General features: G+C 73.5%; 15 protein-coding genes and 1 tRNA gene. 8 read left to right on the plus strand and 8 right to left on the minus strand.

Annotation, left to right across the window (positions count from 1 at the left end):
• Positions 1–6: 6 nt before the first annotated feature.
• Positions 7–765 carry a sulfite exporter TauE/SafE family protein gene (locus E4P39_RS02675; protein ID WP_135134868.1) on the minus strand — a complete coding sequence of 253 codons (759 nt, stop codon included), beginning with the start codon at positions 763–765 and terminating at the stop codon, positions 7–9.
• 272 nt (positions 766–1,037) lie between these two features.
• Between E4P39_RS02675 and E4P39_RS02680 the strand changes: the two genes are divergently transcribed.
• The 4 genes from E4P39_RS02680 (at position 1,038) to E4P39_RS02695 (ending at position 3,051) form a co-directional block, all read left to right on the plus strand.
• Positions 1,038–1,328 (plus strand): hypothetical protein, encoded by a 291-nt coding sequence (locus E4P39_RS02680; protein ID WP_135134869.1) that lies wholly within the window; start codon positions 1,038–1,040, stop codon positions 1,326–1,328.
• Between the two features lie 103 nt (positions 1,329–1,431).
• Positions 1,432–1,866 (plus strand): cupin domain-containing protein, encoded by a 435-nt coding sequence (locus E4P39_RS02685; RefSeq protein WP_135134870.1) that lies wholly within the window; start codon positions 1,432–1,434, stop codon positions 1,864–1,866.
• Between the two features lie 91 nt (positions 1,867–1,957).
• Positions 1,958–2,332: a hypothetical protein gene (locus E4P39_RS02690; RefSeq protein ID WP_135134871.1), complete on the plus strand. Its 375-nt coding sequence runs from the start codon at positions 1,958–1,960 to the stop codon at positions 2,330–2,332.
• 71 nt (positions 2,333–2,403) lie between these two features.
• Complete coding sequence (locus tag E4P39_RS02695; RefSeq protein WP_135134872.1) at positions 2,404–3,051, plus strand: HAD family hydrolase; 648 nt, start codon at positions 2,404–2,406, stop codon at positions 3,049–3,051.
• On the opposite strand, the gene E4P39_RS02700 is transcribed toward E4P39_RS02695, so the two are convergent.
• Positions 3,038–4,918, minus strand: a complete 1,881-nt coding sequence (locus tag E4P39_RS02700; protein ID WP_135134873.1) for a bifunctional diguanylate cyclase/phosphodiesterase — start codon at positions 4,916–4,918, stop codon at positions 3,038–3,040. The genes E4P39_RS02695 and E4P39_RS02700 overlap by 14 nt on opposite strands.
• Positions 4,919–5,056: 138 nt before the next feature.
• Here E4P39_RS02700 and E4P39_RS02705 point away from each other — a divergent pair, with 138 nt between their 5' ends.
• On the plus strand, positions 5,057–5,479 hold the full coding sequence (locus E4P39_RS02705) for a hypothetical protein (RefSeq protein ID WP_135134874.1): 423 nt from the start codon (positions 5,057–5,059) through the stop codon (positions 5,477–5,479).
• 73 nt (positions 5,480–5,552) lie between these two features.
• Here E4P39_RS02705 and E4P39_RS02710 read toward each other — a convergent pair whose 3' ends face one another.
• The 4 genes from E4P39_RS02710 to E4P39_RS02725 form a co-directional block, all read right to left on the minus strand.
• Positions 5,553–6,293 (minus strand): phosphatase PAP2 family protein, encoded by a 741-nt coding sequence (locus E4P39_RS02710; RefSeq protein WP_167761534.1) that lies wholly within the window; start codon positions 6,291–6,293, stop codon positions 5,553–5,555.
• A 97-nt stretch (positions 6,294–6,390) separates the two neighbouring features.
• A complete protein-coding gene (locus E4P39_RS02715; RefSeq protein ID WP_135134876.1) occupies positions 6,391–7,545 on the minus strand; it encodes an acyl-CoA dehydrogenase family protein in 1,155 nt (384 codons plus the stop codon).
• Positions 7,546–7,548: 3 nt separating this feature from the next.
• The gene (locus E4P39_RS02720; RefSeq protein ID WP_135134877.1) at positions 7,549–9,552 is read right to left on the minus strand and encodes an acetyl/propionyl/methylcrotonyl-CoA carboxylase subunit alpha; all 2,004 of its coding nucleotides are present in this window, start codon (positions 9,550–9,552) and stop codon (positions 7,549–7,551) included.
• Positions 9,553–9,642: 90 nt separating this feature from the next.
• On the minus strand, positions 9,643–11,247 hold the full coding sequence (locus E4P39_RS02725; RefSeq protein WP_135134878.1) for a carboxyl transferase domain-containing protein: 1,605 nt from the start codon (positions 11,245–11,247) through the stop codon (positions 9,643–9,645).
• A 112-nt stretch (positions 11,248–11,359) separates the two neighbouring features.
• Between E4P39_RS02725 and E4P39_RS02730 the strand changes: the two genes are divergently transcribed.
• Positions 11,360–11,965: a TetR/AcrR family transcriptional regulator gene (locus tag E4P39_RS02730; RefSeq protein ID WP_135134879.1), complete on the plus strand. Its 606-nt coding sequence runs from the start codon at positions 11,360–11,362 to the stop codon at positions 11,963–11,965.
• Positions 11,966–11,986: 21 nt separating this feature from the next.
• Here the strand turns inward: E4P39_RS02730 and E4P39_RS02735 are convergent, their stop codons facing one another.
• Both E4P39_RS02735 and E4P39_RS02740 read right to left on the minus strand, forming a co-directional pair.
• A complete protein-coding gene (locus E4P39_RS02735) occupies positions 11,987–13,786 on the minus strand; it encodes a hypothetical protein (RefSeq protein WP_135134880.1) in 1,800 nt (599 codons plus the stop codon).
• A 161-nt stretch (positions 13,787–13,947) separates the two neighbouring features.
• Positions 13,948–15,141, minus strand: coding sequence for a hypothetical protein (locus E4P39_RS02740; RefSeq protein ID WP_135134881.1), 1,194 nt, complete (start codon positions 15,139–15,141; stop codon positions 13,948–13,950).
• Positions 15,142–15,283: 142 nt separating this feature from the next.
• On the opposite strand from E4P39_RS02740, the gene orn reads away from it, so the two are divergent.
• Both orn and E4P39_RS02750 read left to right on the plus strand, forming a co-directional pair.
• The gene (orn, locus tag E4P39_RS02745) at positions 15,284–15,961 is read left to right on the plus strand and encodes an oligoribonuclease (RefSeq protein ID WP_135134882.1); all 678 of its coding nucleotides are present in this window, start codon (positions 15,284–15,286) and stop codon (positions 15,959–15,961) included.
• 61 nt (positions 15,962–16,022) lie between these two features.
• Positions 16,023–16,098, plus strand: a tRNA-His gene (locus tag E4P39_RS02750).
• Positions 16,099–16,103 lie beyond the last annotated feature (5 nt).

Genomic DNA, 16,103 nt, shown 5'->3' on the forward strand with positions numbered 1-16,103 from the left:
GCCCGGTCACCGCCCGGCCAGTGTGGTGACCACGGTCGCCAGGCCGGTGAGCATCACCAGGATCAGCGTGAGCCTGCGGAACAGGTCGACGGGCAGCCGCGAGCCGTAGGCCAGGCCGACGGTGTTGCCCACCAGCGCGCCGGGCAGCCACCACGCCAGCAGGGGGCCGAGCCGGTCCAGCTCGAGCCCGCCGCTCATCGCGATCAGGGCGAGCGCGATCCCGTTGCAGCAGATGAGGTACACCGCCATGTCCGCGATGAACTCCCGCGGTTCGGCCCGCTGGCGGGAGAGCAGGATGACCGGCGGTGGCCCGTTCAGCGACGTCGTCATGCCCAGGAACCCACCGAGCAGCCCGGCCACCCCCGACTGCAGGCGGGGCGGCGGCCCGGCGTCCGCCGCGCGGGGAGCCGGCGGCCGGAACAGCAGATAGGCGGCCACGGCGACGGCCACGCTGCCGGCGCCCACCTTGAGCACGGCGTCGTCGACGGCGTCCCGCAGGAGCAGGCCCAGGAGCAGACCCGGCACGCAGCCGAGAACCAGCCAGCCGGCCCGGCGACGGTTGACGAAGGAACGCAGCCGCGCCACCGCGAACAACCGGGCCACACCGGAGATCGTCAGGTTCACGATCACGACGTCGGGCAGCGCGAACCCGGTCAGCAGGAGCAGCGGGGTGCAGACCAGGGCGAATCCGAACCCCGTGACGCCGCCCAGCACGCTGGCCAGGAAGACGACCACGCCGCCCGCGACCAGCAAGAGCACGTCCACGACGCGTCACCCTGCCAAACGCCGCCGGGCACCGCGTCCGAGCACCCCTGGCGGGGAGGGCGCCGCGGGGACGACACACTGCCCCGGGCCGGCGGGCGTCATCCCGTCGTGACGCCGTGCACCGCGGCGCATGACGCGGACCCAGCGCACAAACGCGCCGGCCGGCGGTGTCCACCTGAGCGCTACCGGAGCCGCCCTCCGCCCGTCATGTCCTCGCGCGGGCGTCGTCCTCATGAGCAGAGCGCGGAAAGCCGACCGTGAGGAGTACCGACGTGAGCTTCACCCGTCACCTCGACGCCCAGATCGAAGCGATCGCACTGCGGAACCGGACGGTCGAGCGCCGCCGCGAGGCGCTCGAGAACCTCCGGCGGCTCGCCGTCCAACTGGAGGCCGCGTCCGCCCTGGACCGGCGGGCCGACCGGTCCAACCCCACCCTTGCGGCCGTGCTCCGCGAACGGGCCGACGAGCGTCGTCGCATTGCGGAGGTCGTCCGCGCCCATCTCGACGCCGAAGGTCTGTCCAGCGAATGCCGCCGGTTGCTGCCGAGACGGAGCCGCCCCTGACCGGGCCCCGCACGCGCGGGTCCCGATGCGGCGGCGTCGGGCGGCTGGGCAGCTCGTCGGCCCGCTAGGTTGCCCTGACCGAGCCCGGCCCGCGAGGAGAGTCATGGCACACGACGAATGGCACCGTCCGCTGCGGCACGTCCGCGCCGGGGACCTGTCGCCGGACACCGGTCAGACGCCCGGGATGTCCCGGCGCGAGGCCGTGTCCGCCCAGACGGTCGGCTCCGAGCGCGTCTGGATGGGCCAGACGGCGGTGGCCGCCCGGACGGCGTCCGCCAACCACCACCACGGCGACTCCGAGACGGCGATCTACGTCGTGTCGGGCCACCCCGTGTTCGTCTTCGCCGAGAACGGTCAGGAGGTCCGGTTGACGCCCGGGCCGGGCGACTACGTCTTCGTTCCTCCCTTCACGCCGCACCGGGAGGAGAACCCGACGGACGACGAGGCCGTCGTGGTGCTCGCCCGCAGCACCCAGGAGGCGATCGTCGTCAACCTGCCGGGCCCGCTGACCGACGAGGACGGCGACCCCCGGACATAACGCTTTCGCAGCTTTGCGCTGGTCAGGCCGGACATTGCGGGACGATCCGGGCCACCCGCGGGAGGACCGCGGGCCTCGGAGAGGAGCCGACGTGCCGGCCTCGGACCGCCTGACCCTGCGCAACGCGTACCTGTACCTGGTCTGCCTGATCACGCTGGTGGTCAGCCTGTTCGCCGCGGTCTCGCTGGTGCGCAGCACCGTGGGCGTGTTCTACCCGGACCCGGGCTACTACGGCTACTTCCCCGACCCGGCGAGCCCCGACGGCGGAATGAGCGACGAGGAGATCGAGCGCCAGGAGGAGCTCGCCAAGGACTCGCAACGGCGCCAGGAGGTGCTCAGCCTGGTCGGGTCGGCCACCACGCTGCTGATCGTCGGCCCGGTGTACGTCTACCACTGGCGGCGGGTGCAGTCGGAACTGCCGGCGCGTCCCGGCCAGGACGTCGCGGGCGGTCCGCCGGCACCGTGACGACGGGCGGAGGGACGGCGGCCCGTGGACACTGACCGGATGCACCCCGACGTCGTCCCGGCCCCCCGCGCATGAGCTCCGTCGTCGTCTTCGACCTGGACAAGGTGCTGCTCGGCGGCGACGCCTCGACGCTGTTCCTGTCCGGACGGCTCAGCCAGGCCCCCGCCCGTCTGGTACCCCTGCTGCTCGCCTCGCCCCTGCTGCTCCCCGGGTCCGCGCTGCCGCAGTCGCGGCCGCTGGCCGCTCGGCTCATGACCCGGATCGCCGTCGGCGGCAGCTCCGGGGACGACGTCGAGGCGGTCGCCGAGGCCTACCGCCGGGCCCTGGCCCGCAAGCCCGAAGCCGCCGTGGCCGAGGCCATCGCCTGCCTGCGGCGGCACCAGGCCGACGGCGACCTGGTGGTGGTCGCGACCGGGTGCGAGGAGATCCTGGCCCGCGGATTCCTCGCCGCGGTCGGGCTGGGGGACCTCGACGTCGTCGGCTCCACCGGCAGGCTCTGGCCGCCGCGGGTGCGCCGGGCCATGGGCGAGGCGAAGGTGGCGATGCTGATCGAGCGGGGCTATCCGCCGCCGTGGAAGGCGGTCTACAGCGACAGCCCGTCGGACCTGCCGTTGTTCTCGGGCAGCCCGCGGCCGGTCCTGGTCAACAACGACGAGAAGGCGGCGCAGCAGGTCGAGCGGACCCTGGGCCGCCGTCCCGAGACGGTCACGTGGCGCTGAAGCCCGCAGCCCTGCCCCGGGTACGGGCGCTCGACCGGGGCGCCGGGATCCGGACCCGACCGGGCTGCTGCTCGGCGGCCGGACGGGGACGCCCGAACAGGTAGCCCTGCGCGTGCGAGCAGCTCAGCTCCTCCAGGACGGCGTGCTGCTCCTGGGTCTCCACGCCCTCGGCGACGACGTCCAGGTGCAGGCTGCGCGCGAGCTCGATGATCGAGGCCACCAGGGTCGTCGACGGTCCGCCCGTACCGAGTTCCTGGACGAAGCTGCGGTCGATCTTGACGATGTCGGCGGGGAGCCGGCGCAGGTAGGACAGGCTCGAGTAGCCGGTTCCGAAGTCGTCGATGGCGATGCGGACGCCGAGGGTGCGCAGCGCGCGCAGCTGGTCGACGACCTGCTCGACGTCGCTCATCAGCACGCCCTCGGTCACCTCCAGCGTGAGCTGGCGCGCCGGAAGGCCGCTGGCGGCCAGCGCGTCCGCGACCGCCTGGACGACGTCGTCGTCGGCGAGCTGCCGGGGCGAGAGGTTGACTGCCATGTCGATCGGCCGCCCGGTCTGCCGGGTCCACGCGGCCGCCTGCTCGGTGGCCTGAGCCAGGACCCAGCGGCCGATCTCCACGATGTGCCCGCCGTCCTCGGCGAGCGGGATGAACTCCGCCGGCGGCACGAGCCCGCGCGTCGGGTGGTGCCACCGCAGCAGCGCCTCGTACCCGGTCGTCCCGCCGTCGGCCAGGGAGATGGTCGGCTGGTAGTGCACCGCGAGCTGACCGGAGGCGACGACGCCGGCCAGGTCCTCGACCAGCTCGACCTTGCTCTGCGCGGCCTGGGCCATGCCGTCGGCGTAGCGCACCAGCCGGTTCTTGCCCTGGGCCTTGGCCATGTACATCGCCAGGTCGGCGTTGCGGAGCAGTGTGCCGGAGCTGCGGTCGGAGGTCGTGAGCGTGGACGCGAGGCCGATGCTCACGCGGATCCCGAGCGGCCGCCCGTCGATCTGCACCGGGTCGGACAGCGCGACCAGCATCCGCTCGGCGATCTTCCCCGCGGTCGTCGGCCCGTTGGCGATGAGCACGGCGAACTCGTCGCCGCCGAGGCGCGCCACGACGTCCCCCGGGCGGACGCAGCCCTGCAGTCTCGCGCCCACCGCGAGCAGGAGCAGGTCCCCGGCGTCGTGACCCCGGGCGTCGTTGACGTCCTTGAAGTCGTCGACGTCGAGCAGCAGCACCGTGACCGCACCGGTCCGGTGCTGCAGCAGCCGGTCGGTCGCCTCGACCAGCATCGTCCGGTTGGCCAGGCCGGTGAGCTGGTCGCGGAGGCCCTGCTGCTCGTTGAGCCGCCAGGCCGCGAGATGCGCCAGGCTCGCGGCCAGCACGAATGCCCCGTGCACGCCGGCCCAGGCCCACGGGTTGTGGTGGGCCGCGCTGTGCCCGAACACCGAATGCGGGAACAGCGTGCCGAGGACGCCGTGGTGGATCAGGACCACGACCAGGGCGACGCCGAAGGGCACCCAGTCCTGGTACAGCGAGACCAGCCCGACCATGACGAAGAAGTGGAAGTGGGCCTCGGTGAGCCCGTGCATCAGGTAGACCAGGAGCATCGAGGCCGCGAGCAGGCTCATCGTCGCCGCGGCCGCCTGGACGGCGCGCGCCACCCGGGGCAGCACGGCCACCACGACGGGCAGGGCCACGGCGCCCGCCTCGAGCAGCGCCACCTGAACGGCCTCACCGGTGAGCAGCGCCACCACGCCCAGCACGGCCGCCTGGACCAGGGCGATCCGCACGATCGTGCGGTGCCGTCGCTGCCACACCTCGTCGGGCAGCAGACGTCCCTCGGGCAGCAGCTGGTTCAGCCGGTCGCGGAGTCTGGGGAGCACACCGTCCTATCGGCAGCGGTCGTTGCCTGGTGCACCAGAACCGCCGGGTATCTCGCCCGTAAGGGGGGTGCCGCTCACCACACTGCCGGTGGTCGATCGCGCGACCCCTGGCCTGCCCGTCGTCAGTAGCCTCGCGGCGTGGGGCACTTCGGGAAGTACGCGTACAGCGCCGGCCGGTGGAGCACGGGCGGGCCGACCGCCGTGCCGTTCCTGCTGATCGACGTCCACGACAGCGACATCGCGACGGTCGACTACCGCGCGGCCGACGCCTCCGGCGGCCGGTTCTTCCTGGGCTGCGAGCCCCGGTTCTACTTCGAGGAGCCGGACGCCGGGGCGCCGGTGGACACGGTCGCCGAGTCGGAGGGCTTCGCCCGGTGGGCGAGGGACGTCACGGGAACGGACGTCGACCCCGCCGACGTCCGGCAGCTCCTGGCCCCGACGGAGGCGGCGCCGGCACGCGAGGACGACGTCGTCGTCGAGGACGTCGTGGGGCGCCTGCTCGGCCTCGCCGGACTCCCGTCGCCCGACTGGCCCAGGGACGACGACGCACCGGCCGGGTGACGGCGGCAACGGGCCGGAGTCCGCGCCGCCGAGGGGCCCGGGTGACCGGACATGTGCCCGAGCGGGCGGCCCGTCACGGCGGGCGGGGACCGGGGGCCGCCGCCGGCCGGTCCTCGACATCCTTGGGCAGCAGGATCGTCCGCAGGAGCAGCAACCAGACCAGGGTGAAGACGACGCTCGCGGCGACGTCGGTGGGCCAGTGCATCCCGCGGTAGAGCCTGCTGACCAGCACGAACGCCGCCACGGCCACCGCCAGGAACCAGCTCGACGCCCGGAGCCGGTGCCGGGGGTGGGTGCGGGCCAGACCGAGGGCCAGTCCCACCCCGAGGGCGATCGTCGCCGCGGTGTGCCCGGACGGGAAGCTCGAGGTCGGCGGCGCGATGTCCAGCTGCTCGATCGGCGGGCGGACGCGGTCGATCGCGAGTGCCGCGAGGAGGAACAGCCCGGTCTCCCCGGCGACGGCCACCGCGAGGAAGGCGGGGAGCCGGGGACCCTGCCCCCGCCAGGCGAGCAGGAGACAGCCCGCGGCGGTCAGGATCACGATGGTGACGGTCGACCCCAGCACGCTGCCGTAGTGCGTCACCTCGTTCCAGAACGGCGTGCGACCGGCCGCGAGCGTGCGCTCGAAGGCGAGCTCCTCGGCGGCGACCGCGCTGTCGTCCAGACCGCGGGTGATCAGCAGTCCCAGCCCGAGCAGTACCGCCTCCACCAGGAGGAACGCGCCCGCGATCAGGCCGATCAGCCGCGGGAGCCGGCGCACGCGCGCGCCCGCCAGGACCCCCGCCCGTCCGCCGGCCCTGCCCGGCTGCTCCATCGCTCTCCTCCGACCCGCACCGGGCCGACGTGCACGCATCGGGCTCCCGGTCGGCCCGACACGTGCACAGTGGCGGCTCCGCGCCCCCGACGGGCGGTCAGCCGACGCCGAGGTCGCGGGCGATGAGCATCCGCTGCACCTCGCTGGTGCCCTCGCCGATCTCCAGGATCTTCGCGTCGCGGTAGAAGCGGCCGACCGGGAACTCGTTCATGAATCCGTAGCCGCCGTGCACCTGGGTCGCGTACCGGGCGTTGTCCATGGCGATCTCCGAGCTGTACAGCTTGGCGATCGAGGCCTCGCGCTTGAACGGCTCGCCGCGGAGCATCTTCTCCGCCGCCCGGTAGTAGGCCAGCCGCGCGGTCGAGGCCCGCACCTCCATGTCGGCGATCATGAACTGGATCGCCTGGTTGCGGCCGATCGGCTGCCCGAACGCCTCGCGCTGCGCCGCGTACTTGATCGACTCGTCGACGCAGCCCTGTGCCAGCCCGACCGACAGCGCCGAGATCGCGATCCGGCCCTCGTCGAGGATCGAGAGGAACTGCGCGTAGCCGCGCCCCCGCTCCCCCACCAGGTTCTCCTCCGGCACGCGCACGTCGCTGAACGACAGCTCGCGGGTGTCCGAGGCGTTCCAGCCGACCTTCGAGTACCGCTGGCCGACGACGAAGCCCGGCGTCCCCGAGGGGACGATGATCGCCGAGATCTCCTTGTGGCCGTCCGGCCGCGTACCGGTGACGGCGGTGACCGTGACGAGCTGCGTCAGGTCGGTGCCGGCGTTGGTGATGAACGCCTTCGACCCGTTGATGACCCAGTGGCCGTCCTCGAGGCGCGCGGTGGTCTTCGTCGCGCCGGCGTCCGAACCGCCGCCCGGCTCGGTCAGCCCGAACGCGCCCAGCGCCTCCCCCGAGCACAGCCGCGGCAGCCACTCCTGCTTCTGCGCTGGCGTGCCGAACCGGTAGATCGGCATCGCGCCGAGGGAGACGCCGGCCTCCAGGGTGATCGCCACGGAGCTGTCGACCCGGCCCAGCTCCTCAAGGGCGACGCACAGGTCGAAGTAGGTGCCCCCCGAGCCGCCGTACTCCTCCGGGAAGGGCAGGCCGAACAGGCCGAGCTCACCCATCTGCCGCACGATCTGCGTCGGGAACTCGTCCCGCTCGTAGAACTCGCCGATCTGCGGGGCGATCACCTCCTGGGCGAACTCGCGCACCGTCTTGCGCAGGGTCTCGGTCTCGTCGTCGAGCCGGTAGTCCAGCATCCGTCAGTTCTCCTGCTGCTCGGGAGCGTCGGCCGCCGGGGTCACCACGGCCACCCGCTCGTCCAGCCCGACCGTCTGGCCGGCTGTCACGTCGAGCGCGGTGACCGTTCCCGCCACGGGGGCGGTCAGCACGTGCTCCATCTTCATCGCCTCGACGACCAGCAGTGGGGTTCCCGCCGCCACCTCGTCGCCGACCGACACCTGCACCACGGTCACGGTCCCGGGCATGGGCGAGCTGACGACGCCACCTGCGCTCGCGCCCTCGGCGTGCGCGGTGAGCCGCTCCTGCTCGCGCAGCGCGGTCACCCGGCCGTCCGCGGCCAGCCAGACCGTGCCGCCCGCGTGGACGAGGTAGTAGGACATCGTCAGCCCGTCGAGGCTCACGGTGATCCGGTCGCCGTCCCGGACGGCGCGGGCCGCCACGGGCTCGCCGTCCCCGACCTTGACCTCCGCCGCTTCCGACCGGCCGCGCAGCCGCACCTCGACCGGTTCCCCGCCCGAGGCCTGCAGCTTCCGGACCGTCCACGCCGGCTCACCCATCCGCCAGCCGTCCGGAACGTCCCACCGGTCGACGACGCCGCCGGCCGGCTCGCTCTCGATCAGCAGGGCCAGGCCCGCCGCGGCGTACACGTGCGGCGGTGGCGGCTCGGGCAGCGTGAGGTCGTCGCCGCGGCGCTCGATCAGCCCCGTGTCGAGCTTCCCGGCGACGACGTCGGCGTCGTCGAGGAGCGCCCGCAGGAAGGCCGCGTTCGTCGTCACACCGAGGACGGCGGTGTGCCCGAGCGCCCCCACCAGCCGGGCGCGGGCGGTCTCGCGGGTCGGCGCCCAGGCGATGATCTTGGCCAGCATCGGGTCGTAGTCCGAGCCGACCACGGTGCCCACGGCGAGCGAGCTGTCGACGCGGATGCCGGGGCCGGTCGGCTCCAGCAGCCCGAGCACCGTCCCGGCCTGCGGGAGGAAGCCGCGGGACGGGTCCTCGGCGTAGAGCCGCGCCTCGATGGCGTGCCCGTCGAGGGTGACGTCGCTCTGGTCGACCGGCAGCCGTCCGCCCGCCGCGATCCGGATCTGCTGCTCGACCAGGTCCATGCCGGTGATCAGCTCGGTCACCGGGTGCTCGACCTGGAGCCGGGTGTTCATCTCCAGGAAGAAGAAGTCGCGCGGCCGGTCGGCGTCGACGATGAACTCGACGGTCCCGGCGCCGGTGTAGCCGACGGCCTTGGCCGCCTCGACCGCCGCCCGGCCCATCGAGGCGCGGGAGGCGGTGTCGAGCAGCGGCGACGGGGCCTCCTCGATCACCTTCTGGTGCCGTCGCTGCAGGCTGCACTCGCGCTCGCCGAGGTGGATGACGTTGCCGTGGGCGTCACCGAGCACCTGCACCTCGATGTGCCGGGAGTTGCCGACGTACCGCTCGACCAGCAGCGTGTCGTCGCCGAAGGAGCCCGCCGCCTCGCGCCGGGCACCGGCGATCGCGTCCGGCAGCTCCTCCTTCGAGCGCACGACCCGCATGCCCTTGCCACCCCCGCCCGCGCTGGGCTTGAGCAGCACCGGGAAGCCGACGGCGACGGCGGCGTCGGTGACCTGTCCGTCGTCCATGCCGGGCTCGGTCCGGCCGGGGACGACGGGCACCCCGGCGGCCATCACGGTCTGCTTGGCGCGGATCTTGTCGGCCATCGCCTCGATCGCGGCGATCGGCGGCCCGATGAACACGATGCCGGCCTTCTCGCAGGCGCGGGCGAACTCCACGTTCTCCGACAGGAATCCGTAGCCCGGGTGGATGGCCTGGGCGCCGGTGCGCTCGGCGGCCTCGAGCACGCGCTCGATCGAGAGGTAGCTCTGCGCCGCGGGGGCCGGCCCGATGGGGACGGCGACGTCGGCCAGCCGGGTGTGCAGCGCACCGGCGTCGGCGTCGCTGTGCACGGCGACGGAGCGGATGCCCATCTCCCGCAGCGTGCGGATCACCCGGACGGCGATCTCGCCCCGGTTGGCCACGAGCACGGTCTCGAACATGCCGCTCACCGTCCCCGACCGGCCGAGAACGCGCTTTCGGTACCGAAAGCCGCCGCGTCCACCGCCGCTTTCGGTACCGAAAGCGGGAAGTCACATGCGGAAGACGCCATAGCCAACCTCTTCCAGGGGTGCGTTGGCGCAGGCGGACAAGGCCAGGCCGAGCACGGTGCGGGTCTGCGCGGGATCGATGACGCCGTCGTCCCAGAGGCGGGCGGTGGCGTAGTAGGGATGCCCCTGGAGCTCGTACTGGTCGCGGATCGGCTTCTTGAACGCCTCCTCGTCCTCGGCGGTCCACTCCTCGCCGCGGGCCTCGAGACCGTCGCGCCGGACCTGGGCCAGCACGCTGGCGGCCTGCTCCCCGCCCATCACGGAGATGCGGGCGTTGGGCCAGGTGAACAGGAAGCGGGGCGAGTAGGCGCGGCCGCACATCGAGTAGTTCCCCGCACCGAAGGAGCCGCCGATGACCACGGTCAGCTTGGGTACCCGCGCGCAGGCGACGGCAGTGACCATCTTGGCGCCGTGTTTGGCGATGCCGCCCGCCTCGTAGTCGCGGCCGACCATGAAGCCGGTGATGTTCTGCAGGAACAGCAACGGGATCTTCCGCTTGTCGCAGAGCTCGATGAAGTGCGCACCCTTGAGCGCCGACTCGGCGAACAGCACGCCGTTGTTGGCGATGATCCCGACCGGGTGGCCGTGCAGGCGAGCGAAGCCGGTCACGAGGGTGGCCCCGTACAGCGGCTTGAACTCGGCGAACCGGCTGCCGTCGACCAGGCGGGCGATGACCTCGCGGACGTCGTAGGGCGTGCGCGGGTCGGGCGGCACGACCTCGTAGATCGACGCCGGGTCGGCCAGCGGCTCCTCCACCGGCGCGACGTCCCAGGGGCGCGGGCTGCGTGGACCGAGGGTGCCCACGATCTGGCGGACGAGCTGCAGCGCGTGCGCGTCGTCGTCGGCCAGGTGGTCGGTGACGCCGCTGATCCGGCTGTGCAGGTCTCCGCCGCCGAGCTCCTCGGCCGTGACGACCTCGCCGGTCGCGGCCTTCACCAGCGGCGGGCCGCCCAGGAAGATCGTGCCCTGCTCCCGGACGATCACCGCCTCGTCGCTCATCGCCGGGACGTACGCGCCGCCGGCGGTGCACGACCCGAGGACGGCGGCGATCTGCGGGATCGCCGCCTTCGACATCGTCGCCTGGTTGAAGAAGATCCGGCCGAAGTGCTCGCGGTCGGGGAAGACGTCGTCCTGCATCGGCAGGAAGGCCCCGCCCGAGTCGACGAGGTAGATGCAGGGCAGCCGGTTGTGCAGCGCCACCTCCTGTGCCCGCAGGTGCTTCTTCACCGTCATCGGGTAGTAGGTGCCGCCCTTGACGGTGGCGTCGTTGGCGACGACGACGCACTCGCGGCCCGAGACGCGGCCGATCCCGGTGATGATCCCGGCGGCGGGCGCGTCGCCGTCGTAGAGGCCGTGCGCGGCCAGCGGGGAGAGCTCCAGGAACGGGCTGCCGGCGTCGAGCAGGGTGTCGACCCGCTCGCGCGGGAGGAGCTTGCCCCGGTCGGCGTGCCGTTGCCGGGCGCGTTCACCGCCCCCGAGGGCCGCCTGGCGCAGCTGGTCGGCGAGGTCGGCCGCGAGCGCGGCGTGCGCCGCGGCGTTACGGTCGGCGTCGGCCGATGCGGTCCGGGGAAGCACCGGTGCGTCCACGCCGCGAAGGTTAACGGTCGTTCACACGCGGGTCCAGACGCGGGGCCGAAATGGCCACATTGGCCCCTCCGAGGGTTAACGGCCGTTCACCGTCGCCGCTACCATCCGGACCATGACGTCGACGCGCGTGCTGCAGGATGCCGCGCTCCATGCCGACGCGGAGCGCCCGTCCCGCCGGGACGAGATCCTGCGGGCCGCCGCGCAGCTGTTCGCCGAGCGCGGCTCCCGGGCGGTCGGCGTGGACGACGTCGGGGCGGCCGTGGGCGTGACCGGCCCGGCGATCTACCGGCACTTCGCGAGCAAGGACGCGATGCTGGCCGAGATGCTGCTGCGGATCAGCGAGACGCTGCTGGCCGGCGGCACGGACCGGGTCGCCGACGTGGGCGACGACGCAGCCACCCAACTGCGTGCCCTGATCGCCTTCCACGTCGACTTCGCGCTCGACAACCCCGCACTGATCACCGTGCAGGACCGGGACCTGGGCTCGCTCCCCGACGGCGACGCCGCCCAGGTGCGTCGCCTGCAGCGTCGCTACGTCGAGGTGTGGGTGGCCGTCCTCGCCCGGCTGCGCCCCGAGGCCGGCGCCGCGCTCTGCCGGGCCCGCGCGCACGCCGTCTTCGGGCTGATCAACTCGACGCCGCACAGCGCCGGCCGGCTCCCCCGTCACGGGATGGCGGCCCTGCTGGCCGACATGGCCTGGGCCGCGGCCACCGCCTGAGCTGCCCCGCGGGAGGAGCGGTCAGCTCCCCGAGAAGGGCGGCACCTCGAGTGCGAGCGCCTCGCCGGCCACCCGGTCGATCTCGGCCGACCCTCCCTCGGCATCGGGGTCGACCCAGGCCGCCTCCACGATCGTCACGGTGGAGCCCGAGAGCGCACTGGCGTACTCCGCCCCCGACAGCTCGGCCGGGCTGCCCGAGTACCGGACGCCCTCCCGCAGCAGGTCGCTGACGTTGCCGCTGCCGTTCTGGTCGGCGAGCGACCGCAGGTCGCGGGCCGCCGTCGCGTCGGGCATCTGCACGCGGATCACCGAGACGACGACGTCCTCGCCACCGACGTCGGTCGAGTAGAGCGCCCGCGAGAGCCCGGTGCAGTCGGTGCCGCCGAACGACTCGGCGACCGCCCCGTACGCGTGCCCGGCGCAGGTGTCCTTCAGGTCCACGGCCTGGACGGTGTAGCTCGTCCCGGCGACCGCCTGGACGTCGCCCACCTCCGGTCCAGGCGGAGCGTCCGCGGTCGGGGAACCCCCCGCGGTCCCGCGGCTGCCCGCGCCGTCGTCGCTCTGGCCACCCAGCAGGAGCCACCCGCCCACGCCGAGCAGCACGACGACCACGAGCGCGGCGGCGACGAGGAGACCGGTGCGCCGGCCGGAGCCCCGCTCCTGCGGTTCGTCCACCGACGGCTCCGCCGCCTCGGCGGAGCGGCTCCAGAAGGCGACCGGCGGGGCGTCGGGTGTCTCCGCCTGCGGCTGGGCCGGGAACACCGACGTGCGGGGCGGCGGACCGGACGCGGGGAACACCGACGTGCGCGCGGACGACTCGGCGTCCGCGCGGTCCGGCTCGGCGTCGGAGAAGAGGCCGGCGATCCCGGCGTCGTCGTCCTGCGGGGCGTCGATCGCCACCGTGTCGCGCTGCGCGGGCACCGTTCCCGCCGGCGGCTGCGCGACCGCGGGCGGGGCCTGCTGCGCGACCGCGGGCGGGGCCTGCTGCGCGGCCTGCGCTGCTGCTGCCGACGCGGCCACCGCCTGGGCGATGGCCTCCGGTGAGGGCTGCTCACGCACCGGGGGGACGGGGGCCGGCCCCGGCGACGATGCGGGTGCGGCCGGCGCCTCGGGTGCAGCGGATGCGCTGGCCGCCATGGCCGCGGGAGTGAGCAGGTCCGCCCGCCGAAGGACGTAGGGCGAGTACGGGAAGCTCTCGCCGTTGAGCTCCTCCACGGTGGGCCCGCGTCCCTCCAGGCCGAGCGCCTCGAGGGCGGCCCGGACGTCGGCCGTCGTCCAGAGACGCGGGTTGTCGACGCCGGCGTACCGGCTGGCCCGTGCGATCCCGAGCAGCAGCGAGCGCGGCTCGAGGAGGGCGACCTGGTCGCCCTCGCCGAGATCGCCGTCGGCCGGGAGCAGCCCCGTGACGTTCCCGACCAGGATCGTCAGCCGGGCGATCCGGCCCGGTTCGAGGCCGGCCCTCCGCAGCTTCATGGCCGTGTCCATGCCGGCCCGCATGAGGCCGTCGAGCGGGGTCGAGCCGCCGCCGGAGAGCTGGAGGGCCTGGCTCGGGCCGGATTCCGGGGCGATGGTCCAGGCACCCTCGGGGGACGCCGTGACGACGCCGGACTGCCGGACGATCTCGGCGATCCGGACCACCGCCAGCCCCTCCGGGACGAACAGGACGGCGTCGGACATCCGGCGCTGCGACGCACCGTCCGCGAGCGGGATCGAGGCCATCACCGCGGCCCGGACCGAGCCGCCGGTGTCCCAGCGGGTGAGCTCGCCGAAGACCGCGCGTTCCCCCGCCGTCTTCAGGGGCACCGGGGTGAGGGCCAGCACGTCGTCCTCCGAGCGGTCGGGATCTGAGGGTCTCCGGCACCGGCCGTGAGGCGCCGGGGGGCGGCGCCGAGCCTGGGCGGGTGCGACCCGGCGCCGGCTGCAGCCCCCGACGCTACGTCATCCGGCGGGGCGTACCGGACTTCCGCGCCGGAAGCCCGTGATCAGGCCGGGACGGAGGCCGGCTCGGCCGACCCGGGTGCGTCGGCGAGCGTCCAGCGGGCCAGCCAGGCACTCCGGGAAAGCGCGTCCACCACTGCCCACAGCAAACCGAAGCCCACCGCGACCGGCAGCAGGGACCACCAGTTCCACGGCGGCAGGAAACCGAGGGCCTCCTGGACGAGACCCACGCCGTACACGGCGGTCGCCACAAGCGGGCCCGCGGCCCAGCCGGGCACCCGGTGGGTGACGGCGAGGTCGACGAGCACCGCGCCGGCGATCAGCACCGCCGGCAGGACGGAGGGCGGGAAGCCGATCGCGACCAGGGCGAGCCCCGTGACGGCGCGATAGGCCAGGTAGCTCACGGCGACGATGGTCGCGGTCCAGCGCAGGCCCACGATTCTGCGGGCGAGGACGAGCGAGAGGAGGCCCGCGCAGATCAGCCACGCCGGGTGCACCCAGGACGGCACCGGTAGCGCGAATTCCAGGGGCGACGCTCCCTGGGCGGCCGCGAAGTCCAGCAACTGCGGCTCGGCGGTGCTCTGCCCCGCGTTGTAGGACCGCACGGAGAGGACGCCGTACTCCTGGTGCTGGTTGGGGAACAGCGCGTTCTCGACGAAGAAGAGCCACAGACCGAGCGAGACCAGGTCGCGGACGCGCCCGGGCGCGGCGTACAGCCACCAGCCCCGGATGGCGCCGGCCAGCATGATCGCCGTCCCCAGGTAGAGCAGCGCGTGGCTGGGGCTCCAGCTGGTGATGTCCAGCCCGTTGATGCGGTGATTGAGGATGTCGATCGGGACCGCCATCAGGAAGATCCCGATGCCCCACTGCATCAGCCGCAGCGCGCGGCGGTCGACGCCGTAGCCCGTGTAGCTGTGGAAGAGCACGAGGCCCACCACCACCGCGGTGCCCGCGGAGTTGAGCAGGTGCGGCGGTGCGAGGTCGTCACGCAGCCAGCGGAAGTGCCAGGAGACGTCCCAGGACGAGCCCAGCAACTTGAGCAGGAAGGCACCGAGCCAGGCGGAGTAGAGCCAGCGGAGCTCGAGTTCCGTCGTGGGCCGCCCGGGCCGCCCCGGCGTGACGTAGGCCAGCCACAGCCACCGCAGCAGCGCCACGGGGTGGGACAGCCCGGCATGCAACGAGCCCGGCGCCGGTGGCACGACCGACGGGGCCGAGGCTGGTGCGGCAGCAGAGGGCACGGGAACTTCCTTGGCTCGATGGAGCCCCGACAGTAACGGCGCCGGGCCCCGATTCCGACCCCTTCGAGCGGTGCCCTCGTGCGGGCGCGACGCGACGGGCGCCCGGGGCGGGGGGTGCGAACGGTGCGTACTGTCGGGCGACGTGGCGGAGAGCGCGGGGCACCTGGTCTGGATCGACTGCGAGATGACCGGCCTGGAGCTGAGCCGGGACAAGCTGATCGAGGTCGCGGTGCTGATCACCGACTCCGAGCTCAACGTCCTGGACCCGGGGCTGGATCTGATCATCTCCGCCGACGACGCGGACCTCGACGGCATGAACGACGTCGTCGCCGACATGCATGCGAAGTCCGGGCTGACCGACGCCGTCCGCGCGTCGACCCTCACCCTCGCCGAGGCCGAGCAGCAGCTGCTCGCCTACATCAAGCGCTTCGTCCCCGACCGCCGGACCGCGCCGCTGTGCGGCAACTCCATCGGCACCGACCGGGGGTTCCTCGCCCGGGACATGCCGGAGCTCGACGACCACCTGCACTACCGGATGGTCGACGTCTCCTCGGTGAAGGAGCTGGCCCGTCGCTGGTTCCCCCGCGTCTACTTCGCCCAGCCGCCCAAGGGGCTCGCGCACCGCGCCCTGGCCGACATCATCGAGTCGGTCCGGGAGCTGGCGTACTACCGCCGCACCCTGTTCGTGCCGGCCCCCGGCCCCAGCGGTGAGCAGGCCCGGGGGGCCGCCGACGAGGTGGTGGGCTCGTTCGCGGCGCTGCTGGCCGCCGGGGACGCCAATCCGGAGGACACCGCTCCCCCGGCCGCGTCGGAGGCCTGACCGGCTCCGGTATCGTTGCTGCGTTCCCCCGCCGGCGCCCTGTGCCGGTGCGGGAGACGTGGTGGGTGTAGCTCAGTTGGTAGAGCACCAGGTTGTGATCCTGGGTGTCGCGGGTTCGAGCCCCGTCACTCACCCCACGAGG

This window comes from Blastococcus sp. CT_GayMR19 (genome assembly GCF_004570385.1).
Classification (GTDB): Bacteria; Actinomycetota; Actinomycetes; order Mycobacteriales; family Geodermatophilaceae; genus Blastococcus_B.

Coding starts and splice junctions, on each gene's coding strand:
- E4P39_RS02685 (WP_135134870.1), top strand. CDS start 1,432: ATGGCACACGACGAATGGCACCGTCCGCTGCGGCACGTCCGCGCCGGG.
- E4P39_RS02695 (WP_135134872.1), top strand. CDS start 2,404: ATGAGCTCCGTCGTCGTCTTCGACCTGGACAAGGTGCTGCTCGGCGGC.
- E4P39_RS02710 (WP_167761534.1), bottom strand. CDS start 6,293: ATGGAGCAGCCGGGCAGGGCCGGCGGACGGGCGGGGGTCCTGGCGGGC.
- E4P39_RS02730 (WP_135134879.1), top strand. CDS start 11,360: ATGACGTCGACGCGCGTGCTGCAGGATGCCGCGCTCCATGCCGACGCG.
- E4P39_RS02715 (WP_135134876.1), bottom strand. CDS start 7,545: ATGCTGGACTACCGGCTCGACGACGAGACCGAGACCCTGCGCAAGACG.
- E4P39_RS02720 (WP_135134877.1), bottom strand. CDS start 9,552: ATGTTCGAGACCGTGCTCGTGGCCAACCGGGGCGAGATCGCCGTCCGG.